Source organism: Streptomyces sp. NBC_01546 (assembly GCF_045208355.1).
Taxonomy (GTDB): domain Bacteria; phylum Actinomycetota; class Actinomycetes; order Streptomycetales; family Streptomycetaceae; genus Streptomyces.
Genome location: NZ_CP109379.1, coordinates 5,122,843 through 5,147,052 on the forward strand (window position 1 = coordinate 5,122,843; position 24,210 = coordinate 5,147,052).

Sequence of the window (24,210 nt, forward strand, 5' to 3'; positions counted from 1 at the left end):
TCGGCGATCAGGGGCGGTCGGCGACGGCCCAGGACGCGGCGGCCACGACCCCGGCGGCCCCGAAGACGGCCGGCCACGCGCCGACCTTCTTGGCCAGCGGGTGCGCGCCCGCGAAGCCGGCCAGGTACAGCGCCCCGAGCCCGGCGGCCGCGGGCGCTCCGCCCCGACGGTGCCACTCGCGTCCGGCGGCGAGCCCGGCGGCGCCGAGGACGACACCGCCCAGGGGCCGCTTCTTGGTCCACCGGGCGACGGCGTAGCCGCCGACCAGCCCGGCGGCCGCCACCACGGAACTCGGTACCCGCGCCATGTCGAACTCCTCGGTTTCTCTTGCTGCGTCGGTGGCCGTATCGGTGGCCGTGTCGACGGTCGTGTCGATGTTCCTACGAGGCTAACGCGGGCGCCCGGCCATCCGGCGGGCGCCCAGCACCCACACCACCACGACCACGGCTCCGCCGATCAGGGCGTCCGGCACGGCGTCCCGTACGGCGCGCGGCAGCAGCGCCACGACGCCCAGGACGAGAAGAAAGGCGAGCGCGCACCGGCCGGCCGCCCGAAGCAGTCTGTCCACGGCTGCTCAACGCGGGCGCCGGGCCTCCCGACACGGAGGGCGGGGAGGGGATTTGTCGCACACTCGCCGGATCCGTGCGGTGTGCGCTCCGGGAACCCGAAGGGCATAAATTCACTCTCCCCACCCAAAGGGGAAAATCCACACTCCCCGCTACCACTCTCAGGAGCCAGGACATCGTGATCTGCTACGGACAGGCCGTCCTCGACCTCGTGGACGAACTGGTCGACGCCTACGCCGACGTCTTCTCCGGACCACCCTGGAACGAGGACGAAGAAACCATTCGCCAGTTCGCCGCCCGCCTCCCCGTGGACGCCCGGCGCCGTGGCTTCCGTACGGCCCTCGCCCAGTCCGCGACCGGCATCGACGGCTTCGCCACGGGCTGGATCACGCCGGCCACCTTCCCCAAGAACCGCGCATACGCGCAGGTCGCGGCGCAGCTGGGCCCGGACCGCGTGAAGGAGCTCCTGACCGGGGCGCTGGAGATAGACGAACTCGCCGTACGCCCGTACGCGCGCGGCCGCGGCACGGGCCGGGACCTGCTCACCGAGATCACCGCCGACGCCCCGGACCGGCGCGCCTGGCTGCTGACCTCCCGCCTGGCCACCGACACCGTGGCCACGTACCGCCGCCTGGGCTGGCACGAGGTCCCGGCCCGCCCGGGCACGGAGACGGGCGTGATCGTCTTCCTCTCCCCGGACCACCCGAACCGCTAGCACCTGCGGTGTCCGCCGGACCCCGGCGGGGCATACCCGCCGCATGATCACGACCCGGCAGACCCAGCAGCAGACCCGGCAGCAGGCCCAACAGCAGGCCCGGCAGACCAAGCCGCCCCAGTCGGCCCGGCACGCCCGCGCGCCCCGGCGCCAGCTCAACGTGGCCACGCGTCACCAGCTCACCGCGGCCGGCGTCCCCGACGGCACGATCACCTCCCGCACCCGCCCGGGCGGCCCCTGGCAGCGCTTACTGCCCCGGGTCTACCCCCTCCAGACCGGGCCCCCGGACCACCGTCAACGCGCCCTCGCCGCCGTCCTGTACGCCGCCGAGCCCGCCGCCGACCCCCTTTCCGGCGACACGGCCGCCCTCACCGGCGGCGCCGCCCTCGCCCTCCTCGGCATCCGCGAGGCCCCGCACACCCCGGCCGACGTCCTGATCCGCGCCCCGCGCAGGCTCACCGGCACCCCGGCGGTCCGCCCGCTCCCCACCTCGCGCTGGCCGCCGCGCACCATCACGGTCTGCGGCATCCCCAGCACCGCTCCTATGCGAGTTGGCCAGTGTTGGCCGAATCGCGATGAACCGGGCCAGGCGCTGGGCGTCTGGTACCGGGTGTCTCCCGAACGGTCTTGGAGACGGGGAACAGCACGAGCTGATCGCTTCGGCTCCAGCAGGTCTTGGTGCCCTGGTGGGGCGTGCCTGTGGTCCTTGGCGGGCTTGCGGTCCCGCGTGCCCTTGGTCGGGGGACGGTCTGGCCGGTAGCTCTCCGCGCCACGATCCTCTGGTCGTGTGCGGTCACACCTGGCCGACGCCGTGCCCCGTGTCCGAGGGCGCGCCTGCCGATCGCCGTCGCGGCCGCGTGGTGGCCGGTGACGACGGTGGTCTTCGATTGCTGCTGGAGAGGGTGCTGCCAGTGCTGAGCTCCCCAGCGGGAGGTGTACGCGGGATCGACCGCGACGACGAGCAGGCCTGCGTGGTGGGCCATGCCGGACAACCGCTCCCGGAACTTCGCGGTCGGCAGACCGGCGACGATACGCCGGAACGTCTTGCCACGCTTACCGCGTCCCATGGTTTCGCGGCCGGTGGCGCGGGTGTCGGCGAAACCGAGGTTCTCGATGGCCAGACCGGCGCAGTCGTTCGCCCTGGCGAGGTCGATCAGTGTGGTGATCGCGGCCCGCAGACGGCCGTCACGCTGCGATGAGGGTCCGGTCAGGGCGGTGGGCACGGTGACCGGCTCGCCGACGGGGTTCCCGTGCGCATCCACGACGCACGCGGCGAGATGGTCTGCGTTGAGGTCCACGGCCAGCAGCCGGACACCGGAGGCGGCCAGCTCGACGGGAGTCGGCAGCACCGTGTGCGGGGTGGGCCAGGACGCGTCCAGGTACCAGCGGCCGCGTTCGGGGTCGCAGGCGATTTTGTAGCGGACCGACTGGTTGGCGGTGGCACGGTCCAGCCACTCGTCCCGACGGTGAGTGAAAGTCACCTTCGCGGTGAGCCGGTATCGGCCGCGCGAGGCGTTCGCCAGGTGCCGCATAGGTTCGGGCAGGACGATCGTGACCGTGCCGTCGCCGGGATCGACGGTGATCGTGTAGTTCCCGTACGGCGCGCCCGACTCTCCGTCGGCGGCCAGGAACATGCGTTCCGCGTCCCACCGTTCCCGCCACTCGGCGTCGGCGAGACCGGCATCGGCGAGGTTATGGCGGATCTTCGCGAGCCGCTTTCCGCCGACAACGATCGCCGGGTGCCCGGCCTCGATACGTGCCTCCACTTCGGCCAGGCGTGCGGTGAGCACCTGCAACCGGTACTGCTTCTGAGCTCGCTCTTTTTGGTCCGGGTATCCGCGAACACCGCCCACGCGCTGCCCGCACGGCACCGTCAGACGATCACGGATCTTGGCGATGGTCCGGCGCAGGGACGCCCGCTCGTCGAACAGACAGCGCAGGCTGAGCTGGTACTGATCCTCAGAGGCGCGGGTGATCGCACCCGCCCAGCGCGATGACGACACCTTCGTCAGTGCCCGCTTCCGCTCCGCCCGTCGATTGTCCTTCACCGGCACCCGGCCGATACGGACACGCTCCGCCAGATCGGCACGGGCGTGATGACCGAGGTGATGACCCAGGAGTGTCAGGACCTTCTCATCCGACGAACTCAGGCACAGACGGTCCCGGATACGAGCACCGGTAGGGGGCGCGACCGTGAACGGATCGGTCAGCGTGCGCAGTTCCCGCTTCTTTCTACGTGCACCGCGTGCCACCCGCAGCCCCCTGTCCACCTACCACCGCGACCACACCGCCCCCGCACAGGCAACCAGTCCAGCCAGGCCGCAAGCCCTGTATCACCACCCACGTTCACCCATATGAGCTACTCGATGGCCGACCATCTCGATCACGCTCGACAGGAGCGATGGCTCGGATCTCGCCGAAGGTGCCGAGGATGCTCGGCGCGTCTTCTAGACACGAGGCGAGACACGGACCCCAGTTCTAAATCACGCCTAAGCCCTTGCCTTCGATGGCCTCGGCGCCACCCACGTCACCTCGACGGCCTTTGTCCACAACACGGTTTCCCGAGTTGTCTCCCGAAGGCTCGGCTACCGGCCAACTGGGGCGCACCGCACCGCACCGCACCGCACCGCATCGCAGTCGACGGCCGAGCCATGGGCGCCCACGAAGAATGTCTTGTGCTTGTTTGGTGTTCATTCACGCTGGGATGTTGGCCAGGTGACCTTCGGTTTGCCTACGAACCTCCGCCGGTAGCGGTTCGTTGTGACATATCCAGCCATCGGTCAATGCGTGGCCGGATCCCGCCTACTTGTGAGCACCCGGCCGTGATCATCTAAGGTCTGGCCATGGGTATACGGGATGTGCTCCTTGCGGTGGCCAGCACCTACGACCGAAGGGCGGGGACGGGCCGCGGCGTAGTGGCTCAAGACCTGCTGAGAGGGCTCCAGGCGCGGAGCGATTTGGGGGCGCCGGCAGGTCTCCTTCTGAAGGGATATGGCGGAAGCGGTAGCGCCAGCAGCACTCCATGGATTGGGGTGTATGACCCCGATGTGACGATAGATCCGAAGGAAGGGCTCTATCTTGCCTACATCTTTGCTTCGGACCTCACGTCCGTAACGCTGACGCTCCAGCAGGGAGTTACCCAGCTTGAGAAGCTCTACGGGGCTCATCGCGACCTGTATGGGGCTCTTGAGCGCAAGGCCTCCGTTCTGCTTGCGGCACTGCCCGGGCCTCAGGTCGAAGGTTGGATCGCCAAACCAGAGTTGCGGGGAGACGGTTGGAGGCCGCGAGCCTATGAGGCGAGCAGCGTGGTGGCGCGACGCTACGACCTTGCCGTGCTTTCGTCGGAACAGAAGCTCATCGACGACCTGTGGCACGCCAGTGGACTACTCCAGCTCGCCGCAGGTGTCGAGAAGAGCATGGTTTACCAAGCTGAACCGGATGGTTTGGCCGTGCACTTTGCTCCAAGCCGGCACGATCCGCGGGACTTGCTGGATGGTTTCAAGCCCAAGAATAGTAGCGACTATATTGCGGAGATCCAAGCAAGAAGACAGAGGAAGAGTCGCCGCCACGAGTATCTGATCGCGGAGTTTGGGCCGTACGCTGAGGAGCGTGGGTTTAAAGCGACGACCGAGAAGCAGCACCCGAGGGATCTCGTGCTAACGCGCCAACTTGGCGGCAGATCGGAATGGTTGGTTGAGGTGAAGGTTGTTGAGAGTGGAAGTCCGACCCGTGCCGTGCGTGACGCACTTTCGCAGCTGCTTGAGTACAGTTACTTCCTTTATGGGGATCAAGGGCCCGAACACCTCCACCTCGTAGGTCTTTTCACTGAAGATATTGGTCCTGCCTTCACTGCCTATCTAGAGAAGTACAAGATCGCTTCCGTGTGGAGAACAAGGGACGGTTGGAGTGGATCACCACTGGCGAAATCGTGGGGGCTCACTCCATAGCAGAATCGTTTAGCCGCGCTGCTCTTGTCGTGCCTGCTGAGATGGCTGATGCCTCTCAGTAGGCAGAGCGGCTCGACCTAAACGACCCCGTGGCACTCCGCGTAGGGCTTGCCTGAGGTGCACCAGCAGGGGTTGGTGGGCGTGGGGGGCCAGGGGGTGGCCTTGCCGCGGGCGGCCAAGGTGGTGGCGTATTCCGCGAGGAGGGACGGGGAGGCCGGGGAGGTTTTCTCCGAGGCTGCGAAGGCCTCGTACGACGGGACGCTTCCCGTGACGATGCCGAGGTTCGTCGTGCCCGAGGCGGCGAGGGCGCGGAGGGAGGATTCCACCTGCGTCAGGTGGACCTCGTGCGAGGGGTACTCCGCCGCGAGGGTGGGGTACGAGGTCAGGAGTTCCGCCAGCTCGCGGGCCGGCCAGTGGAGGATCGCCACCGGGAAGGGGCGGGAGAGGGCCGCGCGGCGGTCGCCCAGTTCGGCACGGAGGCGGGCGATCTCGGCGCGGAGTTCGGCCGGGTCGTCGGAGCCCAGGGCCCAGATGCGCTTCGGGTCGTGGAGTTCGTCGAGGGGGATCGGGCCGATGTGGCGGGTGTCGGCGACCATGTCCCAGTCGTCGTGCGGACGCCCGAGCAGGCGGCGGACCCGGTGGCGGCCCGTCAGGAGGGCGGTCGTGGCCGGGGTCAGCGGGTCGTTCTCCGAGATGAGGAGGGTCGCCGCCTCGGTGAAGCAGTCGTGCGAGGCCTCCAACTCGTCGTGAGTCTCGAGGGCTTCCGCGATGACCTCCCACGGCGCCGGGTCCTTCGGGGAGGCGGCGCGGATGCCCGAGATCAGGGCGCGGGCTTCCGGTTCGTGGCCGTACTCCCAGAGGTTCGCCGCCTGCAGGGCCTTGATCAGGTGCGGGTTGGCCGGCGAGGCGGAGAGCAATTGGTCGTACAGCGCGCTGGCGCGGTCCCGTGCGTCTGCCAACTCGAGGTGGGCAGCGGCCTGGAGGAGCAACGGCTCCTGGTCCTCGGGATAGCGGGTCGCCGTGCGGATGAGGCGCTCGGCTTCGGCGATGTGCTCGGCAGGCGTGTCAGGGCGCATGGATCACACCGTACTGCTGCTGGTCAGTTGACGGGGGAGGACTTAGGGTGCCGCCCGTGCGGGATCCCATACCTGTGGTGGTTCAGGGGAGCGGCCGGCGGGTGCGCCGGGCCGGTCTCGCGGGGGTGCTGTGGGTGGCCGCCGAGCTGACCGTCACCGTGGGGGTGGTGGTCCTGTTGCTGGTGGTGCATCAGGTGTGGTGGACCAACCGGCAGGCCGTCGCCGCCGCGCAGGAGCGGGTCAGGGAGTTGGAGAGTGACTGGGCCCGTGCGCCGGATGGTCCGGAGGAGCCCGCCGATCCGGTTGCTTCCGCTCCTTCCGGCGACGAGGAATCCGTTTCGTCGCCGTCGCCGAAGGTCTCTGCGACCGTGCCGGCCCGTGCCCCTGCGGCCAAACCGCCGGCCCGGGACCAGGCGTACGCCGTGCTGCGGATCCCCCGGCTCGGTCTCACCGTCCCCGTCGCTCAGGGGATCGACAAGCGGGCCGTGCTCGACAAGGGGTACGCCGGGCAGTACCCCGGGACCGCCCGTCCCGGGGAGCAGGGGAACTTCGCGCTGGCCGGGCACCGCAATACGCATGGGGAGCCGTTCCGGTACATCAACCGGCTGCGGGCCGGGGACGAACTGATCGTCGAGGTGCGCGGGCAGCGGTACACGTACGTCGTCGGGAAGGTGCTCGGTGAGACGACCGAGCGGGACACCGGGGTCATCGCGCCGGTGCCGCGAAGCCTGGTGAAGCCGGACTACGGGTACAGCGAGCCCGGTGCGTACATCACGCTCACCACCTGCACGCCCGAGTACACGTCCAAGTACCGGCTGGTGGTGTGGGGGACTCTGAGGTCTTGATCCGACCTCGTTGTCAGTGGGGCCGGTTAGTATCGATCACAAGGAGCGGGTCTCGTACGGAGGTTCGCGCGGGGGAGTGGAAGGGGGAGGTCCGAATGGCTCGGCGCTTTCTTCTTCTGTTTGCCCGGACCTCACTGGTGCTGGTGCTGCTCGGGGGAGTCCTCGGGCTGTTCGCCGGGGAAGGTGGGCTGGGAGCGGTCGTTGTCGCTCTGGCCGCCACCGTTGCCGTGGGCGCCGAGGCCCTGGCCGCCGCCGCACGTCTGGTGCGGCCCGTGCCGCCGCACCGAATACGCACCGCGATCCGTGATCGCGAGCAGCGCACGGCGTTCCTGCCGCAGCGCGATCCCGATGCCTCGGGCCGGTCGCGGCCCAGGGCGCCCGGCCGTCTGGTCCCGACGGCCGCGTAGGGGCGCGCAGTAACCTCACGCCTTCTCTGATCACTGTTGTCGCCCCTCGCGGGTCGTCACGCCGAAATGCATCTCCCTGCATCTCTTTCGACGTCGACGAGACCCTTCGGAGGGCCCACGTGTCCGTTTTCACCCACCTTGTTGCCGAGCTGGGCCGGCTTCTCGAGCCGGTACTGGCCGAGTCCGCGACCGCTGCCGCGATCGTGCTGTTCACCGTGCTCGTACGGCTTGCCCTGCATCCGCTGAGCCGTGCCGCCTTCCGCGGGGCGACCCCGGTGGCGGGGTGCCTGCCGGTGCTGCTGCAGCTGCCGGTGTTCTTCCTGATGTACCAGGCCTTCACCTCGGGTGACGAGCTGCTGGCACACCGGCTGTTCGCCGCGCCGCTGGGCGCCCGGTGGACCGAGGCGCTGGGGGAGGGCGGCCTGCTGGGGGCGCAGGGGCTGGTGTTCCTCGGGCTGTTCGCGGCGATTGGCGTGGTGGCTGCGTGGAGCGCGGTACGGGGGCGCCGGGCTGCTGCCGCGGCCGCGCTCGCCCCGGCGCCGGCCGCCCCGACCGGGGCCCCGGCCGCTCCGGCCGGGATGAGCCCCGAGCAGCAGGAGGTCATGCGCAAGCTGGGCGGCGTACTGCCCCTGCTGTCCTTCGGGACGCTGATCACGGCTGCCGTGGTGCCGCTGGCGGCCGGGCTGTACCTGCTGACCACCACCGCGTGGTCGGTGGCGGAGCGCGCCTGGCTGCAGCACCGCAAGGAGCGGGCGGCTGCCGGAGCGGCGCGTTCCAGCCTGTGAACAGGGTCTTGCGGATTGGTCGGACTTCTTGGAGGATCAACCAATCCTCCGATGGCCGCAACCCATCGGCCGGCGCCTGGGCACGCCCATGCGCCGACCACCCACGACCACGGGAGAATGCCCATGAAGCTGCTGCGTGTCGGACCCGTCGGGTCGGAGCGCCCCGCGCTGCTCGACCAGGACGGCACCCTGCGTGACCTGTCCGGCCTGATCACGGATGTGGACGGCATTCTCCTCGCCGACGACTCGCTGCTCTCCCGGGTACGGGACGCGGCGGAAGCGGGCGAGCTCCCGGTCCTGGACGCCGAAGGGCTGCGCATCGGCGCGCCGGTCGGCCGCATAGGCAAGATCGTGGGCATCGGGCTGAACTACTTCGGGCACGCGGCCGAGATCGGCGCGGAGCCGCCGGCCGAGCCGATCCTGTTCCTGAAGGCCGCGGACACCGTGGTCGGCCCGGACGACACCGTGCTGATCCCGCGCGGCAGCGTGAAGACCGACTGGGAGGCCGAGCTCGGCGTCGTCATCGGCAGCACCGCCCGCTACCTGGCCTCCGCCGAGGAGGGCCTCGCACACGTCGGGGGGTACCTGCTGGTCAACGACGTCTCGGAGCGCGAGTTCCAGATCGAGCGCGGCGGCACCTGGGACAAGGGCAAGAACTGCGAGACCTTCACCCCGCTCGGCCCCTGGCTGGTCACGGCCGACGAGATCCCGGACCCGCAGGTCCTGGACGTGAAGCTGTGGGTCAACGGAGAGCTCAAGCAGGACGGCAACACCGCGGACCAGATCTTCCCGGTCGGCGAAGTCGTCCGGTACCTGAGCCAGTTCATGACCCTGTACCCGGGCGACGTCATCGTCACCGGTACGCCCGCCGGTGTGGCCATGGGCCAGCCGGAACCGAAGCCGTACCTGCGGGCCGGTGACGTCGTGGAGCTGGAGATCGACGGCCTGGGCCGCCAGCGCCAGGAGTTCAAGGGCGCCTAGCCGAGGCGTGAGAACACGGAAGGGGCGGGCTGCCATCGGCAGCCCGCCCCTTCCGCGTGCGTGGTGTGCGATCCGGCTCAGCCTTCGGCCGACGTGCGGCGACGGCGATTGGCGAGCACCAGGCCGGCGCCCGCGGCGAGTGCGGCGGCGCTGCCGCCCGCGAACCAGACGTTCTCGGAACCGGCGCCGGTGTTCGCGAGCGGGGCGGACCCGCCCGCCGCGGTCACGTTGCCGTTGCCGCCGGTGCCCTGGGCCGCGGCCTGAGTGGCGCCGCCGGTGGTGCCGGTGCCCGTGGACCCGTTCTTGTCCTTGTCCTTCGCGTCCTTGTCCTTCTTGTCCTGCTCCGCCTTGGCGGCCGCGTCCTCGGCGGCCTTGTCCTTGGCGCGCGCCTCGTGCTGGCCGGTCATCAGGAACGCCGCGCGGTCCTCGGGCGTTCCCTTGATGGCGGCGATGGCGGCCTTCTTCAGCTCCGGGCCGGCGTTGTTCAGCATCGCCCAGATCAGGACGCTGTTGTCCTCGTCGCGCAGCTTGTGCTGGCCTGTCTTGACGAACTCGCGCAGCTCCGCGTTGGACGGGTGCCCGTTGAGGAGTGCGTTGATGGCCGCCTTCAGGCCCGGGCCGGCGCTCTCGTACATGCGCGAGAGCTCGACGCGGTCGTCGCTCGCGCGGATGTTGTGCTGGCCCGTCTCGATGAACTCGCGCACCTGCTCCGGGGTTCCGCTGCGCAGGAGCTTCTCGACGGCCTCGCGGATGCCGCGGCCCGCGCCGTTCAGCATGCGGAACAGCTCGACCTGGTCGTCCTCGTACCGGGCCTTGTGCTGCCCGACGGCGAGGAACTCCTTCAGGGCGGCGTGGGTTCCGGCCCGCAGGGCCTTCTCCGCCTCGCGCTTGACGGCGACGCCGCCGGCGCTGTGGATCCGGGAGACCAGGACCTGGTCGTCGACGTACTGCTCCTTCTGCCAGTCGACCTCCAGGAAGTGCCGCATGTCCGCGGCCGTCCCCTTGAGCGCCTTCTCGGCCGCCTCGCGCACGCCCGGCCCGCTCGCCGGGTCGGCCAGGATCGCCTGGATCGCGGCCCGGTCCTTCGCGGCCTGCGGGTCCTCCGCGGGCTTCTCCGCGGGCGGCTGTCCCTCGGAGACCCGGTCCGGCGCGGTCGGAGACGACGGCGTGGACGGCGACGGGGCGTCAGCGGCGAAGGCCGGCGAGGAGAGCAGGACGGCCGGGGCCATCGCGGCGGCAGCGACGACCGACGCGATCCGGGGCAGCTTCACAGAGGATTCCATTCTTCACACATGTGATGATCGTGATGGCAGCCTGTGCAGGATAGATCGTTTGTCCGCCCCGGAAACGCCGATTTTCATGAGCCCTGGCTCACAGCTCCACGACCACTCCGTCCCGGGACGAGGCACGGGCCGCCTCCAGTACGTCGAGGCAGTGCGCGGCCTCGTACGCCGTGACCGGCACGGGCCTGCCCTCGAGCAGGGCCGCGGCCACCGCCGCGTAGTACGCGGGGTAGTCGCCCAGCTCCGTCGGGACCGGGGTTCCGGCGCCGGTCAGCGGGGACTCCCCGGAGCCCACCCGGCCCCACAGGTGCGGGGGCTCCTCGCCCCACGGCACGTCCCCGTCCGGCCGCATTCCCTCGCGCAGGGCGCCCTCCTGCGGGTCGAGGCCGTACTTCACGTAGCCGGCCCGCGAGCCCAGGACGCGGAACCGCGGACCGAGTTGGGCGGTGGTGGCGCTGACGTAGAGGTGGGAGCGGATCCCGTTCGCGTGCGTGATGGCGATGAAGGTGTCGTCGTCGGTCTCGGCGCCCGGGCGGCGCACGTCGGCCTCCGCGTAGACCCGTACCGCCGGGCCGAACAGCACCAGTGCCTGGTCGACGACGTGACTGCCCAGGTCGTACAGCAGGCCGCCGACCTCCTCCGGGGCGCCCGACTCGCGCCAGCCGCCCTTGAGCTGCGGGCGCCAGCGCTCGAAGCGGGACTCGAAGCGCTGGATCTCGCCGAGTTCGCCGTCCGCGAGGAGGCGGCGGACGGTGAGGAAGTCGTTGTCCCAGCGGCGGTTCTGGAAGACGGACAGGAACGTTCCGGTCCGCTCGGCGAGGGCGGCGAGTTCGCGCGCCTCGGCGGCGGTGGCGGCGAGCGGCTTGTCCACGACGACGGGGATCCCCGCGGTCAGGGCGGCCGTGGCGAGCGGCACGTGGGTCTTGTTGGGGGAGGCGATCACGACGAGGTCGAGGGCGTCGGCGCCGCCCGCGCGCTCCCACAGCTCGTCGGGGGAGGCGGCGATCCGGACGTCGGGGAACTCGGCGAGGACCTGCGCCTGTCGGCCCGGATCGGAGGTGACGACCGTGTCGAGGACGAGCCCGTCGGTGGCCGTCACGAGGGGGGCGTGGAAGACGGAACCGGCGAGTCCGTAGCCGACCAGGCCGACGCGGAGGGGGGCGGGGGAGGAAGGGGAGGCGGGGTTGCTCATGTAACCACTTTGGCAACAGTGTTGCCAAAGTGCAAGGAAGGTGGACAATGGACTCGTGAACAGGGGTAGCGGGGACGGGCGCGGCGGGGTGAACCTGCCGGCGCTGCGCGGGCACAACGAGGCGCTGATGCTGGATCTGCTGCGCGGCGCGGGCCCGGCGGGCCTGGGCCGCGCCGAGCTCGCGTCCCGTACGGGACTCACCCCGCAGGCCGTCAGTAAGATCACGGCCCGGCTCAGCGCGGACGGGCTGGTCGCCGAGGCCGGGCGAGCCGCGTCCACCGGCGGTAAACCGCGCACCCTGCTCCGGCTGGTGCCGGACGTACATCACGCCGTCGGAGTGCAGCTGGACCGCGACGAGCTCCGGGCGGTACGGGTGGACCTGGCGGGCCGCGTCGTCGCCGAGGGCGGTGGCCCGCTGGACTTCGGGGCCGGCCCGGAGTCGGTGGTGGAGGCGGTCGTACGGGCGGTCGCGCGGGTCGGAGACCCGGCCGGGCTGCCGCCCCTGGGCGTCGGGGTGGCCGCACCGGGGCCGCTCGACCACCGGGCCGGGACGATGGGGCGGGTGACGGGGTTCCCGAGCTGGAAGGGCTTTCCGCTGCGGGGGGTGCTGCAGGGGCGGCTGGGCCTGCCGGTGCTGCTGGACAAGGACACGAACGCCGGCGCGGCCGCGGCGGCAGGGGCGTGGCTCCGGGCCGCCTGGCCGGATGCGGATGCCGGGCGTGTCGCCGATGCCGCGCCGGATGCGCATGCGTATCCGTTTGCCGGCGGAGGGCCCCGCACCTGCGTGTACCTGCATGTCGGGACCGGGCTCGGCGCGGGGTTGTGGCTGGGCGGCGAGGTCTACCGTGGTGAGCGCTCGGCGGCGGGGGAGTTCGGGCACCAGGTGCTCCTGCTGGACGGGCCGCCGTGCCGGTGCGGGGCGCGCGGCTGCGTGGAGGCGCTGTGCCTGGGGGCGGTTGCCCGAGGTGATTTTCCCGAGGCGGCGCGGATCCTGGGCGAGGCCGCGGCCAATCTGGTGGCGCTGCTGGATGTGGACCGTGTGCTGCTCGGCGGGCGTGTGGTGGCGGCGGCGCCGGACGTCTTCGTGGCCGGGGTCGGGGCCGTTCTCGCTGCCCGCGCGCTTGATCCGGCCCGGCCGGTGGTAGCCCTGGCGGGGGCGGGGGTGGCGGAGGGGGCGGCGGAGTTGGCGCTCGGGCCGGTGTTCGGGCGGGCGGGGTGACGTCGTGGCGGTGGCGTGCCGTGCCGTGCCGTGCTGGGTGCCGGGTGCGGCGCCGTTGCCGGGGCTCCGCCCCGGACCCCGCGCCTCAAACTCCCCCAGACTCCGTCCGGGGGGACCCCCAGGCGGGGCTGAAAGGGGCCGGGCGGGGCTGGATGGGCCGGGCGGCGCTTGACGGGTTGCGCTGTTTGGGCGTAAACCGGAACGACTCGGGCGCGGCGGGCGGTAGCGGGTCGCGCGTGCGTGGCAGGGTGCGGGCTGGGACCGGGGTGATTGTCACCTGGTCCGACCATTGACCCGTCCGGCGAGCAGCGAAGGTCTTCCATGCGAGTGCGCAAAGCCCTTGCCCTCGGCGCCGTCCTCTCCGCCGCCCTGGTCGCCGCCACCGCCACCACCGCCCCCACCGCGGCCGCGGACATCGGTACGGGCGGCGGGGCCCGGCCCGCGCCCGCGCTGCCGTCCCGCGCGAAGGCCACCTGCGGGGACGGGAAGAGCACCGCCTTCCCCATCGGGGCCCGGATCCGCGGCGGACCGGCCGTGTACCGCACCGGCGGCGGACCGCAGACCTGGTACCTGGACCTGACCAACACCACGGACTCCCTGTGCACGGCCATCCACCCCGTGGTCGTCCTCACCGACAAGGCCCGCGCCCTGCGCCCCGCCCACCTGCGGATGGAGTTCGACACCCCGAGCGGTACCCTCCCCGTCAGTCTGGAGCGGACCGACCGGGACGAGATCATCGCCGTGTTCGACGGCGGTTCCGCCTTCCCCGGGTTCACCGTCGCCGCGGGCGGGTCGCTCACCGTCAGGGTCGGCCTCGCCTTCGCGCCCGACGCGCCCACCGGTGAGGTCGTCGCCGACGCCGCCCTCGTGCAGCGCAACGGCGACGACGGCGAGTGGATCGGCGAGGCCGGCGGCTACCGGTTCTCCGTCGAGGGCCCGGAGGATCCCCAGGAAGCGGGCTCCCTCGCGCACACCGGGCCCCGCGAACTGGCGTACGGCGCCGGGGCCGGTGCCGCGGCGGCCCTCACCGTCGGCGGCGGACTGGTGATCGGGGCCCGGCGGCTGCGCGCCCCCGCCCGCTGACCTCCGTACATCCGGCCCGCATAGAGTCCCAGCGTGGAAGAACAGACCCAGCACCACCGCCCCGGCTCGCCCGTCCGCTCGGGCATTCCCGAGCACGGCCGCATCCCGAAGTACTACGCCGTCAAGGCCCGCATCGCCGAGCTCCTCGACGAGCTCGGCGAGGGCGGATCGCTGCCCACCGAGCGCGATCTCGCCGAGCGGTACGAGGTGTCCCGCGAGACCGTCCGCCAGGCCCTGCGCGAGCTGCTGCTGGAAGGCCGCCTGCGCCGCGCCGGCCGTGGGACCGTCGTCGCCGGCCCGAAGCTGGAGCAGCCGCTGTCGCTGGCGAGCTATACCGAGGGCGTCCGCCGCCAGGGCCGCCGCCCGGGCCGTCACCTCATCGGGCTGGAGCAGTTCCCGTGCCCGCCCGACCTCGCCCCCGGCATCGGCGCCGAGGCCGGCGAGCCGGTCTGGCACCTGGAGCGCGTCCTGCTGGCCGACGACGAGCGGGTCGGCCTGGAGAGCACGTACGTACGGGTGGCCCGGGCTCCCCGGCTCGACAGCGATTTCCAGCCGGACTCCTCCTTCTACGGATACCTTCGCGACCGGCTCGGCATCTCCTTCGGCGACGCCGACGAGAAGTTGGAGACGGTCCTCGCGACGCCCCGCGAGGCCCTGCTGATCGGCACCCCGCCGGCCCTTCCCATGCTGCTCATCCACCGCTTCTCGCGGGATCAGGACGGCCGGCCGCTGGAACGGGTGCGTTCGCTCTACCGTGGCGACCGGTTCAGCTTCACGACCCGTCTGCGGCCCGAATAGTCCCGAGCCAACCCACCCTTACCGGCCATAAAGGGGCGTATTCAGATCACAGAAAGATAACGGGTCTAGTCCAAGCTTGGGGGGCTGTTCACCGGCGCGTTGCCCGCCGGATCCTCCCGGGTCACGGGGCGCGCCCACCGTGAACGGCGTGAGAGTCATAGTCGTCGGAGGCGGCGTGGTCGGCACCATGCACGCCTGGCAAGCAGTCCAACGCGGCCACGAGGTCGTCCAGATCGAGCGAGAGGCCGAGGCCCGCGGCGCGTCGCTGCGCAATTTCGGCCAGATCTGGGTCAGCGGCCGGGCCGGGGGCGAGGAGCTCGACACCGCCCTGCGGGCCCGCGAGCTCTGGGAGCGCATCGGCGCGGAGGTGCCCGGCCTGGGCTTCCGCGCCATCGGCTCCCTCACCCCCGTCCGCAACGCCCGTGAGTACGCGGTCGCCGAGGCGGCCGTGGCCCGCCCCGACGCCGCCGCACGCGGCTACAAGCTGGTGACCGCCGAGGAGGCGCGGGAGATCAACCCGGCCCTGCGCGGCGCCTTCGAGGCCGCGCTGTGGTGCGAGCGGGACGCGGCCGTCGAACCGCGCACCGCGCAGCTCCACCTGCGGGAGGCCCTCAAGGCCACCGGCCGCTACACCTTCCTGCCCGGGCGGGAAGTACGCGAGGTCGCGGGCCCGGGCGCCGTCCGCGACGACCACGGCGACGTCCACCGCGGCGACGCGGTCGTCCTGGCCACCGGGGCCTGGCTGTCCGGCCTGGTCCGCGAGCTGGTCCCCGACCTGCCCGTGCGCCGCGTCCGGCTCCAGATGATGCAGACCGCCCCGCTCGGCGAGCGGCTGACCACCTCCGTCGCGGACGCCGACAGCTTCCGCTACTACCCGGCCTACAAGTCCGCCGCGCTCGACGAGCTCAACGCCGGGCAGGCGCAGGCGCCGATCGCCGCCGCGCACAAGATGCAGCTGCTGATGGTCCAGCGCCTGGACGGCGGACTGACCATCGGCGACACCCACGAGTACGAGCACCCCTTCGCGTTCGACACCCTCGAAGACCCCTACGAGCACCTCACCGAGGTGGTCGAGTCCTTCCTGGGCCGCCCCCTGCCGAAGATCAGGCACCGCTGGGCGGGCGTGTACGCGCAGTGCACCGACACCACCCGCGTCGTCCACCGCCAGCAGGTGGCCGACGGCGTCTGGCTGGTGACCGGACCCGGCGGGCGCGGCATGACCTGCTCGCCCGCCATAGCCGAGACCACCGCGAACGAACTGGGCTGGTAAGTCAGATGACCGAGAACACCAAGAGCAACCTGATCGTCCTCGACATGGCCGGCACCACCGTCGCCGACGGCGGCCTCGTCGAGCGCGCCTTCGAGCGCGCCGCCGAGCGCCTCGGCGTCGAGCCCGGCAGCGCCGACCAGGCCGAGAAGCTCCAGTACGTGCGCGACACCATGGGCGAGTCGAAGATCTCCGTCTTCCGCCACCTCTTCGGTACGGAGGACCTCGCCCAGCGCGCCAACTCCGCCTTCGAGGAGGCGTACGGGGAACTCGTCGACGGCGGGCTCATCGCCCCGGTTCCCGGCGCCCGCGAGGCCATCGAGAAGCTCCGCGCCGACGGTCGCACCGTCGCCTTGACCACCGGTTTCGCCCGTGTCACCCAGGACGCCATCCTCGACGCCCTGGGCTGGCAGGACCTGGCGGACCTCACCCTCTGCCCCGCCGACGCGGGCGGCCGCGGCCGCCCGTACCCGGACATGGTGCTGGCCGCGTTCCTGCGCACGGGCGCCGTGGCCGACGTACGGGAGATCGTCGTCGCGGGCGACACCGCCTACGACATGCTCAGCGGCCGCCGCTCCGGCGCCGGGACCGTGGCGGGCGTCCTCACCGGCGCCCACGACCGCGCGGCCCTGACCGAGCACGGCGCGACCCACGTCCTCGGATCCGTCGCCGAACTCCCGCAGCTGCTCGCGGAGTCGGCGTGAGCGGCATCCGCTTCGACGGGGTCAGCGTCGCCTACGGCGGCACCACCGTCCTGGACTCCCTCGACCTGACCGTCGAGCCCGGCGAGGTGATGGCGCTGCTCGGCCCCTCCGGCTCCGGCAAGACCACGGCGCTGCGGGCGGTCGCCGGTTTCGTACGGCCCGTCGCGGGCCGGGTCCTGATCGGCGGCCGGGACGTCACCGCGCTCCCGCCGCACAAGCGCGGCATCGGCATGGTCGTCCAGCAGTACGCGCTCTTCCCGCACATGCGGGTCGAGGCCAACGTCGCCTTCGGTCTGAAGGCCCAGAAGGCGCCCAAGGCCGAGATCCCCGGCCGGGTCGCCGAGGCCCTGGACATGACCGGCATGGCGGCCTACGCCAAGCGCTACCCGCGCGAACTGTCGGGCGGACAGCAGCAGCGCGTGGCCATCGCCCGCGCCCTCGCCATCCGCCCCGGGGTGCTCCTGCTCGACGAGCCGCTGTCCGCGCTCGACGCACAGCTGCGCTCCGGGATGCTCGCTGAACTGGCCCGCCTGCACCGCGAACTGCCCGACGTCTCCATCCTGTACGTCACCCACGACCAGGTCGAAGCGCTCACCCTGGCCGACCGGATCGCCGTCATGGACAAGGCCCGGCTCCAGGACTGCGGGACCCCGCAGGAGCTGTACCGGGCCCCGCGCACCGAGTTCACCGCCTCCTTCGTCGGCAACGCGAACCTGCTGCCGGTGACCGTGGCCGAGACCGGAGCGGTCTTCGAGGGCCGCCCGCTGGCCCTCGACCGCGGCCGCGCCACGCCGGGGTCCACCGCGACCCTGTGCGTACGGCCGCACCTGCTCGGCCTCGGGGACGGCCCGAACGCGCTGAGCGGCCGCATCGCCGAGGTCCAGTGGCGCGGCTCGACGCACCGGCTGTACGTCGACGTGGACGGCCACCGCGTGAAGGCGGACCTGCCCGAGCTGCGGGAGACCCCCGCCCTCGGGGACCGGGTGACCCTGCACTTCGAGCCCCGCGATGCCGTCCTGTTGTCGGCGGGAGTGTCCGATGGCTGACGCCACGCGCCTGGCCTCCGCTCCCGCCTCCACCCCGGGCCCGGCGGTGCCGGCCGCCGAGCTCGCCCCGGGCCCGCGCCGGCCGGGCGGCGCCACCGCCCGGCGCGGGATCCCCCGGTGGGTGTGGACCGTGCCGCCCGTGGCCGTGCTCGCGCTGGTGTTCCTGTACCCGCTCGGGCTGGTCGTTCAGCAGTCCTTCACCCCCGAGAACGGTGGCGGGGCCTTCGACGCCTACGGCTCCGTGTTCGCCTCCACCGCCTTCCGCGAGGCCGTGGGGACCACCGTCTGGCTCGCCGTCGGAGCCACCGCCGGCTGCCTCGTCCTCGGCTTCGCGCTCGCGCTCGTCATCGCCTTCGTGCCCTTCCCGGGGGCCCGCGCCGTCGCCAAGTTCATCGACGTCTTCCTCTCCTTCCCCTCCTTCCTCATCACCCTCGCCCTGCTCTTCATCTACGGCACCGTCGGCATGGCCAACGGCGTCTGGACCGACTTCACCGGCGCCGCCGACGGGCCCTTCCACTTCCTGACCACCCCCTGGGGCGTCCTGCTCGCGGAGATCACGTACTTCACGCCCTTCGTGATGCGCCCCCTGCTCGCCGCCTTCTCCCAGCTGGACACCGCCCAGCTGGAGGTCGCCGCCGGTCTCGGCGCCCGGCCCGCCCGGATCATCCGGCAGGTGATCCTCCCCGAGGCGCTCCCGGCCCTGGCCGCGGGCGGCAGCCTCGTCCTCGTCATGTGCCTCAACGAGTTCGGGATCGTCCTGTTCACCGGAGCCAAGGACGTCACGACCCTCCCGATGCTCATCTACGGCAAGGCGATCCTCGAATCCGACTACGCGGCCGCCTGCGTGGTCGCCGTCGTCAACATCGTGATCTCCGTCGGCCTGTTCGGCCTCTACCGGGTGGTGAGCAAGCGTGCTGGTGCATAGCAAGACCGGCCGGTGGGCCGTCTGGAGCCTCTTCGGCCTCCTCTTCCTGCCCCTCTTCGCCCTGCCCCTGCTCCTCGTGGTCGCGGCCTCCTTCGCCACCCACTGGTCCGGCGCCTTCCCCTCCGGCCCGACCACCGCGAACTACGCCTCCGCCGTGCAGGGCGAGTCCCTCCAGGCCCTGACCACCAGCCTGGTCACCGCCGTGGCCGCCAGCCTGCTCGCGCTCACCGTCGGCACCTGGGCGGCGCTGGCCGGCGCCGCACTCGGCAAGCGCGGGAAGCGGTCCCTGGACGCGCTGTTCGTGCTGCCCGTCGCCGTGCCGTCCGTGGTCGTCGGCCTCGCCGTGCTCGTGGCCTTCAGCCGGCCGCCACTGCTCCTCAACGGCACCAGCTCGATCGTCATCCTGGCGCACACGATCCTTGTCACGGCGTTCGCCTACCAGTCGGTCTCGGCGGCGATCGTACGGCTCGACCCCGCGTACGAGCAGGCCGCAGCCTCCCTCGGCGCCCGCCCCGGCTACGTGCTGTGGCGGGTCAGACTCCCGCTCCTGCTGCCGTCCCTCACCGCGGCGGCGGGGCTCTGCTTCGCCCTGTCCATGGGCGAGCTGAGCGCCACGATGATGCTCTACCCGCCGGACTGGATGCCCCTCCCGGTCCGGATCTTCACGGCCACCGACCGCGGTTCGCTCTTCAGCGGATCCGCCGTCGCCGTGGTCCTGATGGCCACCACCCTGCTCGTGCTGCTGGCCGTCTCCCGCATCCGCACCAAAGCCTCCTACCGCTGAACCTCGCACCCCCGCACCGCCGTAACCCCTCGCTGATCCCCTGCTGACTCCCTTTCCCCGTAAGGAAGTTCCATGCCCAGCAAGCTCCTGCTCCGTACCACCGCCGCCGTCTCCGGCAGCCTTGCCCTGGCCCTCTCACTCACCGCGTGCGGCGGCTCCACCACCGCCGACTCCGGCGGCAAGGACGGCGGCGAGAAGGTCGTCACCGTCTACAGCGCCGACGGCCTCAAGAGCGAGAAGGGCGACGGCTGGTACGACAAGGTCTTCGCCGACTTCACCAAGAAGACCGGCATCGAGGTCAAGTACGTAGAGGGCGGCTCCGGCGAGATGGTGCAGCGCGCCGTCCGCGAGAAGACCAACACCCAGGCCGACGTACTGATCACCCTGCCGCCCTTCATCCAGCAGGCCGACGGCAAGGGCCTCCTCCAGGCCTACAAGCCGCAGGGCTCCGAGAAGGTCAACGGCGCCGACAAGGCCGCCGACGGCAAGTGGACCTCGGTCGTCAACAACTACTTCGGCTTCATCTACAACAAGAAGGAGCTCGCCGAGGCCCCCAAGACCTGGGAGGAGCTGCTGGACGCCAAGTACAAGGGCAAGCTGCAGTACTCCACCCCGGGCGTCGCGGGCGACGGCACCGCCGTCCTCATCAAGGCCATGCACGACTTCGGTGGCAAGGAGCAGGCGAACGAGTACCTGAAGAAGCTCCAGGCCAACAACGTCGGCCCGTCCTCCTCCACCAGCAAGCTGGCGCCGAAGACCGACAAGGGCGAGCTGCTCGTCGCCAACGGCGACGTCCAGATGAACTTCGCGCAGTCCAAGTCCATGCCGAACCTGGGCATCTGGTTCCCCGCGAAGGAGGGCGGCAAGCCCACCAGCTTCGCCCTGCCGTACGCGGCGGGCCTCGTCGACAAGGCCCCGCACACCGAGAACGGCAAGAAGCTCCTCGACCACCTCCTCAGCGAGGAGGCCCAGCAGCTGGTCAGCGGGGTAGGCGGCGGCTTCCCGGCGCGCACCGACGTCAAGCCGACCGACGCCAACGCCGTCGAGCTCACCAAGATCATGACGGGCGTCGAGATCTTCGAGCCGAACTGGGCCGACATCGACGCGAACCTCACCGGCTACGTCGACGCGTGGAAGTCGGCAACCGGCAGCTGACCGGTTACTTCCCGGCCACCCCGGTCCGGGAAAGTGACGCTTGCATAACGGGTCTGGACCGAAGTGCCCTTCGGTCCGGACTCGGTGCATTGCCCCCGCACCCTTCGCCGCTCACTTGCTCCCCAGGAGGAGTACGTGTCCACTGCCCTGCCCGGACGACGCGTCATCGCCGTGACCGCCTCTGCCGCCGCCCTCATCGCCGCCTCCGCCCTGGCCACCCCGGCCGGCGCCGCGGACGCGGCGGCCACCACCGACAAGGTGCTCGTCATCGGCATCGACGGCGCGGTCCTCGACCGCGTCAAGGCCGCCAACGCCCCCAACCTGAAGGGCCTGATGGCCCAGGGCCTGACCGCCCGCAGCACCCTGTACGCGAACCCGATGGCCGCGACCTCCTCCGGCCCCGGCTGGTCCACCATCGCCACCGGCGTGTGGCCCGACAAGCACGGCGTGAAGGACAACTCCTTCGCCGGCAAGAACTACACCGCCTACCCCGACTTCCTGACCCGCATCGAGAACGCCAAGCCGGCGCTCAACACCTACGCGGCCGCCGACTGGGAGCCCATCACCTCCACCGATGCGGGCGGCCCGATCTTCTCCGCCAAGGTCGACAAGCGCCTCTCCCTCAAGGGCGACCGCGACGGCTACGGCAGCGAGGACCCCAAGATCGCCGCCGCGGCCGCCGCCGAACTGCAGGGCCAGAACCCGGACGCCGCCTTCGTCTACCTCGGCGAGATCGACGTCGCCGGCCACTCCTACGGCGCCGCCAGCCAGCAGTACCTCGACGCCATCGGCCGCGTGGACACGCTGATCGGCCAGGTGCTGACCGCCGTCCAGAACCGCCCGACCTACAGCCAGGAGAACTGGAAGATCCTGGTCACCACCGACCACGGCCACACCGACTCCGGTGGCCACGGCGGCTCCACCATCCAGGAGCGCGGCACCTTCGTCATCGCCAAGGGCGCGGGCATCGCGGCCGGTTCGGTACGGGACGACGTGAAGCTGGTCGACGTGGCCGCGACCGCGCTCGCGCAGGTCGGCGTCCCCACGGCCGCGCTGGACGGCGTCCCGCTGGACGCCCCCGACAGCGACCCCTTCGACACCCTGCGCCCCAATCTCCAGGCCCGTGTGGACGAGACGGGCATCCCGGCCGGCGTGAAGGGCTTCACCCACACCCCGCCGGCGGGCTGGTCCGTCGACAACTCCAAGATGGGCACGGGCGGTGTCACCGAGTGGGCCGGATGGGCCTTCGCGACCGACGAGTTCTGGAGCCAGGCGCAGCGCGACCAGTGGCGCGAGCTGAACGTCCGCTCCCGTGACGTCTTCGCCGTCGCCGACTCCGACGAGTGGGACGACAAGACCCACACCGGCAGCTTCGACTCCACCCTGATCACCCCGAAGTGGGCGGTCACGGGAGGCACCACGAAGAACCTGTCCTTCCAGACGCACTACCGCCACGAGGCCGGGCAGACCGCCCAGGTCCTGGTCTCCTACAACGGCGGTGCGCCCTCCGTCGTCAAGAGCTACACCGCCGACGCGGTGGCCAAGACCGAGTCCCTGAACCTCCAGGTCCCGGCCGGTGCCACGGAGGTCCAGATCCGCTTCCGCTACAGCGGCAGCAACAACTGGTACTGGACCGTCGACAACGTCCGCCTGGGCTGAGCCCAGGCCCCCGGGGTCCGGGCCGTGGACGCACGGAGCGTCCCCGACCCGGCCCCGATAGGGTGGTAGAGACCAGAGGTCACAGAGGTCAGACGCCACCGAGAGCGGAGAACAGTCCAGTGGCAGAGCGCAAGCCGATCGAATCCTGGCTCACCGACATGGACGGGGTCCTCATCCACGAGGGCACCCCGATCCCCGGCGCCGATGCCTTCATCAAGCGGCTGCGCGAGTCCGGCAAGCCCTTCCTGGTGCTGACCAACAACTCGATCTACACCCCCCGCGACCTGCAGGCGCGCCTCAGCCGCATGGGCCTCGACGTCCCCGTCCAGAACATCTGGACCTCCGCGCTGGCCACCGCGAAGTTCCTCGACGACCAGCGCCCCGGCGGCACCGCGTACGTCATCGGCGAGGCCGGTCTGACCACCGCCCTGCACGACATCGGCTACATCCTGACCGACCACGAGCCGGACTACGTGGTCCTGGGTGAAACCCGGACCTACAGCTTCGAGGCCATGACGAAGGCCGTCCGCCTGATCAACGCGGGCGCCCGCTTCATCTGCACCAACCCCGACGAGACCGGCCCCTCCACCGAGGGCCCGCTCCCGGCCACCGGCGCCGTCGCCGCACTGATCACCAAGGCCACCGGCAAGAAGCCGTACTTCGCGGGCAAGCCCAACCCGCTGATGATGCGCACCGGCCTCAACGCGATCGGCGCGCACTCCGAGACCAGCGCGATGATCGGCGACCGGATGGACACCGACGTGCTGGCCGGCCTGGAGGCGGGCATGCAGACCTTCCTCGTCCTCACCGGTCTGACCTCGGTCGCGGACACCGAGAAGTTCCCGTACCGCCCGACCAGGACGGTCGACTCGATCGCCGACCTGGTGGACCTGGTTTAGGGCCTGTCCGGCCGGTCAGGTCAGGCTCGCGTGCCCTGGCACGCACGCTCGCCGCGTTGTCGTCGGTCACCGACGCTCCGCGTCGATTCCCTCCTCCGCCTTGCGAGCGCACGCACCAGACCCCGCTCACTCATCTGGCCTGACCGGCCGGACAGGCCCTCACGCGTACGGCTGACACGTACGGCGCCGCTCCGGATGCGGGGCGGCGTCCCGCGCGTGAATCTCCTTGTTGAGGAGGTTCACCATGCGCAGTGTTCACATCGCTCTCCGTGCCGCCGGGGTGGCCGTCGCCCTGACGGCGTTCTCCGCGGTGACCGCGCCCACCGCCCTCGCGGGTGAGGAGGATCGCGGTGGCAGCGGCGACCGCGGCAGCATCTCGGTCGAGCCGGACCCGGCCCACCCGGGAGCGCAGGTCAAGCTGCGCGTCAGCGGCTGCGACGGAACCCGGGGCGCGGCCAAGTCCTCCGTCTTCGTGGCGGACGCCGAACTGTACGGCCGCGACAGCGGCCGCAGCCCGCTCTACGGCGAGGCGATCATCAGCTCGCACGTCCAGCCGGGCCGGCACTCCGTGCGGGTGACCTGCGACGGCCACGACAAGGTCAGCGGCTCCATCGAGATCGCCCACGACCGGCCGAGCCATCACCCCTCGCCGGTCTGGCCGGTCCACGCGGGCGGCGGCGGCATGTCCGCCGAACTCGCGGAGAGCTCCCGGCTGGCCGCTGCGGCCAAGAAGGACCACGGCGACGACGGTCCCGGGCTCCCGCACACGGTGATCGGCGCCGTCCTGGCCGCCGCCGCCACCCTGGCCGTCGCGGGCCGGGCGCTGGCCCTGCGCCGCCGCCGCAGCGGCGACTGAACGGACGGGACGGAGACC

At 71.4% G+C, this 24,210-nt stretch carries 25 protein-coding genes; 18 read left to right on the plus strand and 7 right to left on the minus strand.

Annotation, left to right across the window (positions count from 1 at the left end; genetic code table 11):
- Positions 1-7: 7 nt before the first annotated feature.
- The gene (locus OHA89_RS23420) at positions 8-307 is read right to left on the minus strand and encodes a hypothetical protein (protein WP_215140301.1); all 300 of its coding nucleotides are present in this window, start codon (positions 305-307) and stop codon (positions 8-10) included.
- 81 nt (positions 308-388) lie between these two features.
- On the minus strand, positions 389-568 hold the full coding sequence (locus OHA89_RS23425; RefSeq protein ID WP_215140337.1) for a hypothetical protein: 180 nt from the start codon (positions 566-568) through the stop codon (positions 389-391).
- Positions 569-744: 176 nt separating this feature from the next.
- Between OHA89_RS23425 and OHA89_RS23430 the strand changes: the two genes are divergently transcribed.
- On the plus strand, positions 745-1,281 hold the full coding sequence (locus tag OHA89_RS23430; protein WP_266609589.1) for a GNAT family N-acetyltransferase: 537 nt from the start codon (positions 745-747) through the stop codon (positions 1,279-1,281).
- Positions 1,282-1,528: 247 nt separating this feature from the next.
- On the opposite strand, the gene OHA89_RS23435 is transcribed toward OHA89_RS23430, so the two are convergent.
- The gene (locus OHA89_RS23435; protein ID WP_266609590.1) at positions 1,529-1,699 is read right to left on the minus strand and encodes a hypothetical protein; all 171 of its coding nucleotides are present in this window, start codon (positions 1,697-1,699) and stop codon (positions 1,529-1,531) included.
- Positions 1,700-1,823: 124 nt separating this feature from the next.
- The gene (locus OHA89_RS23440) at positions 1,824-3,551 is read right to left on the minus strand and encodes a hypothetical protein (RefSeq protein WP_406367017.1); all 1,728 of its coding nucleotides are present in this window, start codon (positions 3,549-3,551) and stop codon (positions 1,824-1,826) included.
- Positions 3,552-4,124: 573 nt separating this feature from the next.
- On the opposite strand from OHA89_RS23440, the gene OHA89_RS23445 reads away from it, so the two are divergent.
- On the plus strand, positions 4,125-5,228 hold the full coding sequence (locus tag OHA89_RS23445) for an MrcB family domain-containing protein (protein ID WP_406367019.1): 1,104 nt from the start codon (positions 4,125-4,127) through the stop codon (positions 5,226-5,228).
- A gap of 77 nt (positions 5,229-5,305) precedes the next feature.
- Here OHA89_RS23445 and OHA89_RS23450 read toward each other — a convergent pair whose 3' ends face one another.
- Positions 5,306-6,304, minus strand: coding sequence for an SEC-C metal-binding domain-containing protein (locus OHA89_RS23450; RefSeq protein WP_406367021.1), 999 nt, complete (start codon positions 6,302-6,304; stop codon positions 5,306-5,308).
- Positions 6,305-6,378: 74 nt separating this feature from the next.
- On the opposite strand from OHA89_RS23450, the gene OHA89_RS23455 reads away from it, so the two are divergent.
- The 4 genes from OHA89_RS23455 to OHA89_RS23470 all read left to right on the plus strand — a co-directional run bounded on the left by OHA89_RS23455 (position 6,379) and on the right by OHA89_RS23470 (position 9,322).
- Positions 6,379-7,149 (plus strand): class E sortase, encoded by a 771-nt coding sequence (locus OHA89_RS23455; protein WP_406368571.1) that lies wholly within the window; start codon positions 6,379-6,381, stop codon positions 7,147-7,149.
- A gap of 95 nt (positions 7,150-7,244) precedes the next feature.
- Positions 7,245-7,556, plus strand: coding sequence for a DUF6412 domain-containing protein (locus OHA89_RS23460; protein WP_251064008.1), 312 nt, complete (start codon positions 7,245-7,247; stop codon positions 7,554-7,556).
- 119 nt (positions 7,557-7,675) lie between these two features.
- A complete protein-coding gene (locus OHA89_RS23465; RefSeq protein WP_257556180.1) occupies positions 7,676-8,341 on the plus strand; it encodes a YidC/Oxa1 family membrane protein insertase in 666 nt (221 codons plus the stop codon).
- A 123-nt stretch (positions 8,342-8,464) separates the two neighbouring features.
- Positions 8,465-9,322, plus strand: coding sequence for a fumarylacetoacetate hydrolase family protein (locus OHA89_RS23470; RefSeq protein ID WP_257556181.1), 858 nt, complete (start codon positions 8,465-8,467; stop codon positions 9,320-9,322).
- A gap of 77 nt (positions 9,323-9,399) precedes the next feature.
- Here OHA89_RS23470 and OHA89_RS23475 read toward each other — a convergent pair whose 3' ends face one another.
- Both OHA89_RS23475 and OHA89_RS23480 read right to left on the minus strand, forming a co-directional pair.
- On the minus strand, positions 9,400-10,605 hold the full coding sequence (locus tag OHA89_RS23475) for an ALF repeat-containing protein (RefSeq protein WP_406367023.1): 1,206 nt from the start codon (positions 10,603-10,605) through the stop codon (positions 9,400-9,402).
- 88 nt (positions 10,606-10,693) lie between these two features.
- Complete coding sequence (locus OHA89_RS23480) at positions 10,694-11,797, minus strand: Gfo/Idh/MocA family oxidoreductase (RefSeq protein ID WP_406367024.1); 1,104 nt, start codon at positions 11,795-11,797, stop codon at positions 10,694-10,696.
- 55 nt (positions 11,798-11,852) lie between these two features.
- On the opposite strand from OHA89_RS23480, the gene OHA89_RS23485 reads away from it, so the two are divergent.
- From OHA89_RS23485 to OHA89_RS23540, 12 genes are all read left to right on the plus strand, one after another.
- Positions 11,853-13,016, plus strand: coding sequence for an ROK family protein (locus OHA89_RS23485; RefSeq protein WP_406367025.1), 1,164 nt, complete (start codon positions 11,853-11,855; stop codon positions 13,014-13,016).
- Between the two features lie 321 nt (positions 13,017-13,337).
- On the plus strand, positions 13,338-14,099 hold the full coding sequence (locus OHA89_RS23490) for a hypothetical protein (protein ID WP_266609597.1): 762 nt from the start codon (positions 13,338-13,340) through the stop codon (positions 14,097-14,099).
- A 33-nt stretch (positions 14,100-14,132) separates the two neighbouring features.
- Complete coding sequence (locus tag OHA89_RS23495; protein WP_215140284.1) at positions 14,133-14,897, plus strand: GntR family transcriptional regulator; 765 nt, start codon at positions 14,133-14,135, stop codon at positions 14,895-14,897.
- Positions 14,898-15,045: 148 nt separating this feature from the next.
- Positions 15,046-16,167 (plus strand): TIGR03364 family FAD-dependent oxidoreductase, encoded by a 1,122-nt coding sequence (locus tag OHA89_RS23500; protein ID WP_266609598.1) that lies wholly within the window; start codon positions 15,046-15,048, stop codon positions 16,165-16,167.
- A gap of 5 nt (positions 16,168-16,172) precedes the next feature.
- Complete coding sequence (locus tag OHA89_RS23505) at positions 16,173-16,868, plus strand: phosphonatase-like hydrolase (protein WP_406367026.1); 696 nt, start codon at positions 16,173-16,175, stop codon at positions 16,866-16,868.
- The gene (locus OHA89_RS23510; RefSeq protein ID WP_406367027.1) at positions 16,865-17,914 is read left to right on the plus strand and encodes an ABC transporter ATP-binding protein; all 1,050 of its coding nucleotides are present in this window, start codon (positions 16,865-16,867) and stop codon (positions 17,912-17,914) included. The genes OHA89_RS23505 and OHA89_RS23510 overlap by 4 nt, the downstream gene beginning before the upstream one ends.
- The gene (locus OHA89_RS23515; RefSeq protein ID WP_406367028.1) at positions 17,907-18,839 is read left to right on the plus strand and encodes a 2-aminoethylphosphonate ABC transporter permease subunit; all 933 of its coding nucleotides are present in this window, start codon (positions 17,907-17,909) and stop codon (positions 18,837-18,839) included. Before OHA89_RS23510 ends, OHA89_RS23515 begins: the two co-directional genes overlap by 8 nt.
- The gene (locus tag OHA89_RS23520; RefSeq protein ID WP_406367030.1) at positions 18,826-19,623 is read left to right on the plus strand and encodes an ABC transporter permease; all 798 of its coding nucleotides are present in this window, start codon (positions 18,826-18,828) and stop codon (positions 19,621-19,623) included. Before OHA89_RS23515 ends, OHA89_RS23520 begins: the two co-directional genes overlap by 14 nt.
- Positions 19,624-19,695: 72 nt before the next feature.
- Positions 19,696-20,778: a 2-aminoethylphosphonate ABC transporter substrate-binding protein gene (locus OHA89_RS23525; protein ID WP_406367031.1), complete on the plus strand. Its 1,083-nt coding sequence runs from the start codon at positions 19,696-19,698 to the stop codon at positions 20,776-20,778.
- Positions 20,779-20,913: 135 nt separating this feature from the next.
- Positions 20,914-22,437: an alkaline phosphatase family protein gene (locus OHA89_RS23530; RefSeq protein ID WP_406367032.1), complete on the plus strand. Its 1,524-nt coding sequence runs from the start codon at positions 20,914-20,916 to the stop codon at positions 22,435-22,437.
- A 119-nt stretch (positions 22,438-22,556) separates the two neighbouring features.
- Positions 22,557-23,336 (plus strand): HAD-IIA family hydrolase, encoded by a 780-nt coding sequence (locus OHA89_RS23535; RefSeq protein WP_406367033.1) that lies wholly within the window; start codon positions 22,557-22,559, stop codon positions 23,334-23,336.
- Between the two features lie 244 nt (positions 23,337-23,580).
- The gene (locus tag OHA89_RS23540; protein ID WP_406367034.1) at positions 23,581-24,192 is read left to right on the plus strand and encodes a hypothetical protein; all 612 of its coding nucleotides are present in this window, start codon (positions 23,581-23,583) and stop codon (positions 24,190-24,192) included.
- Positions 24,193-24,210 lie beyond the last annotated feature (18 nt).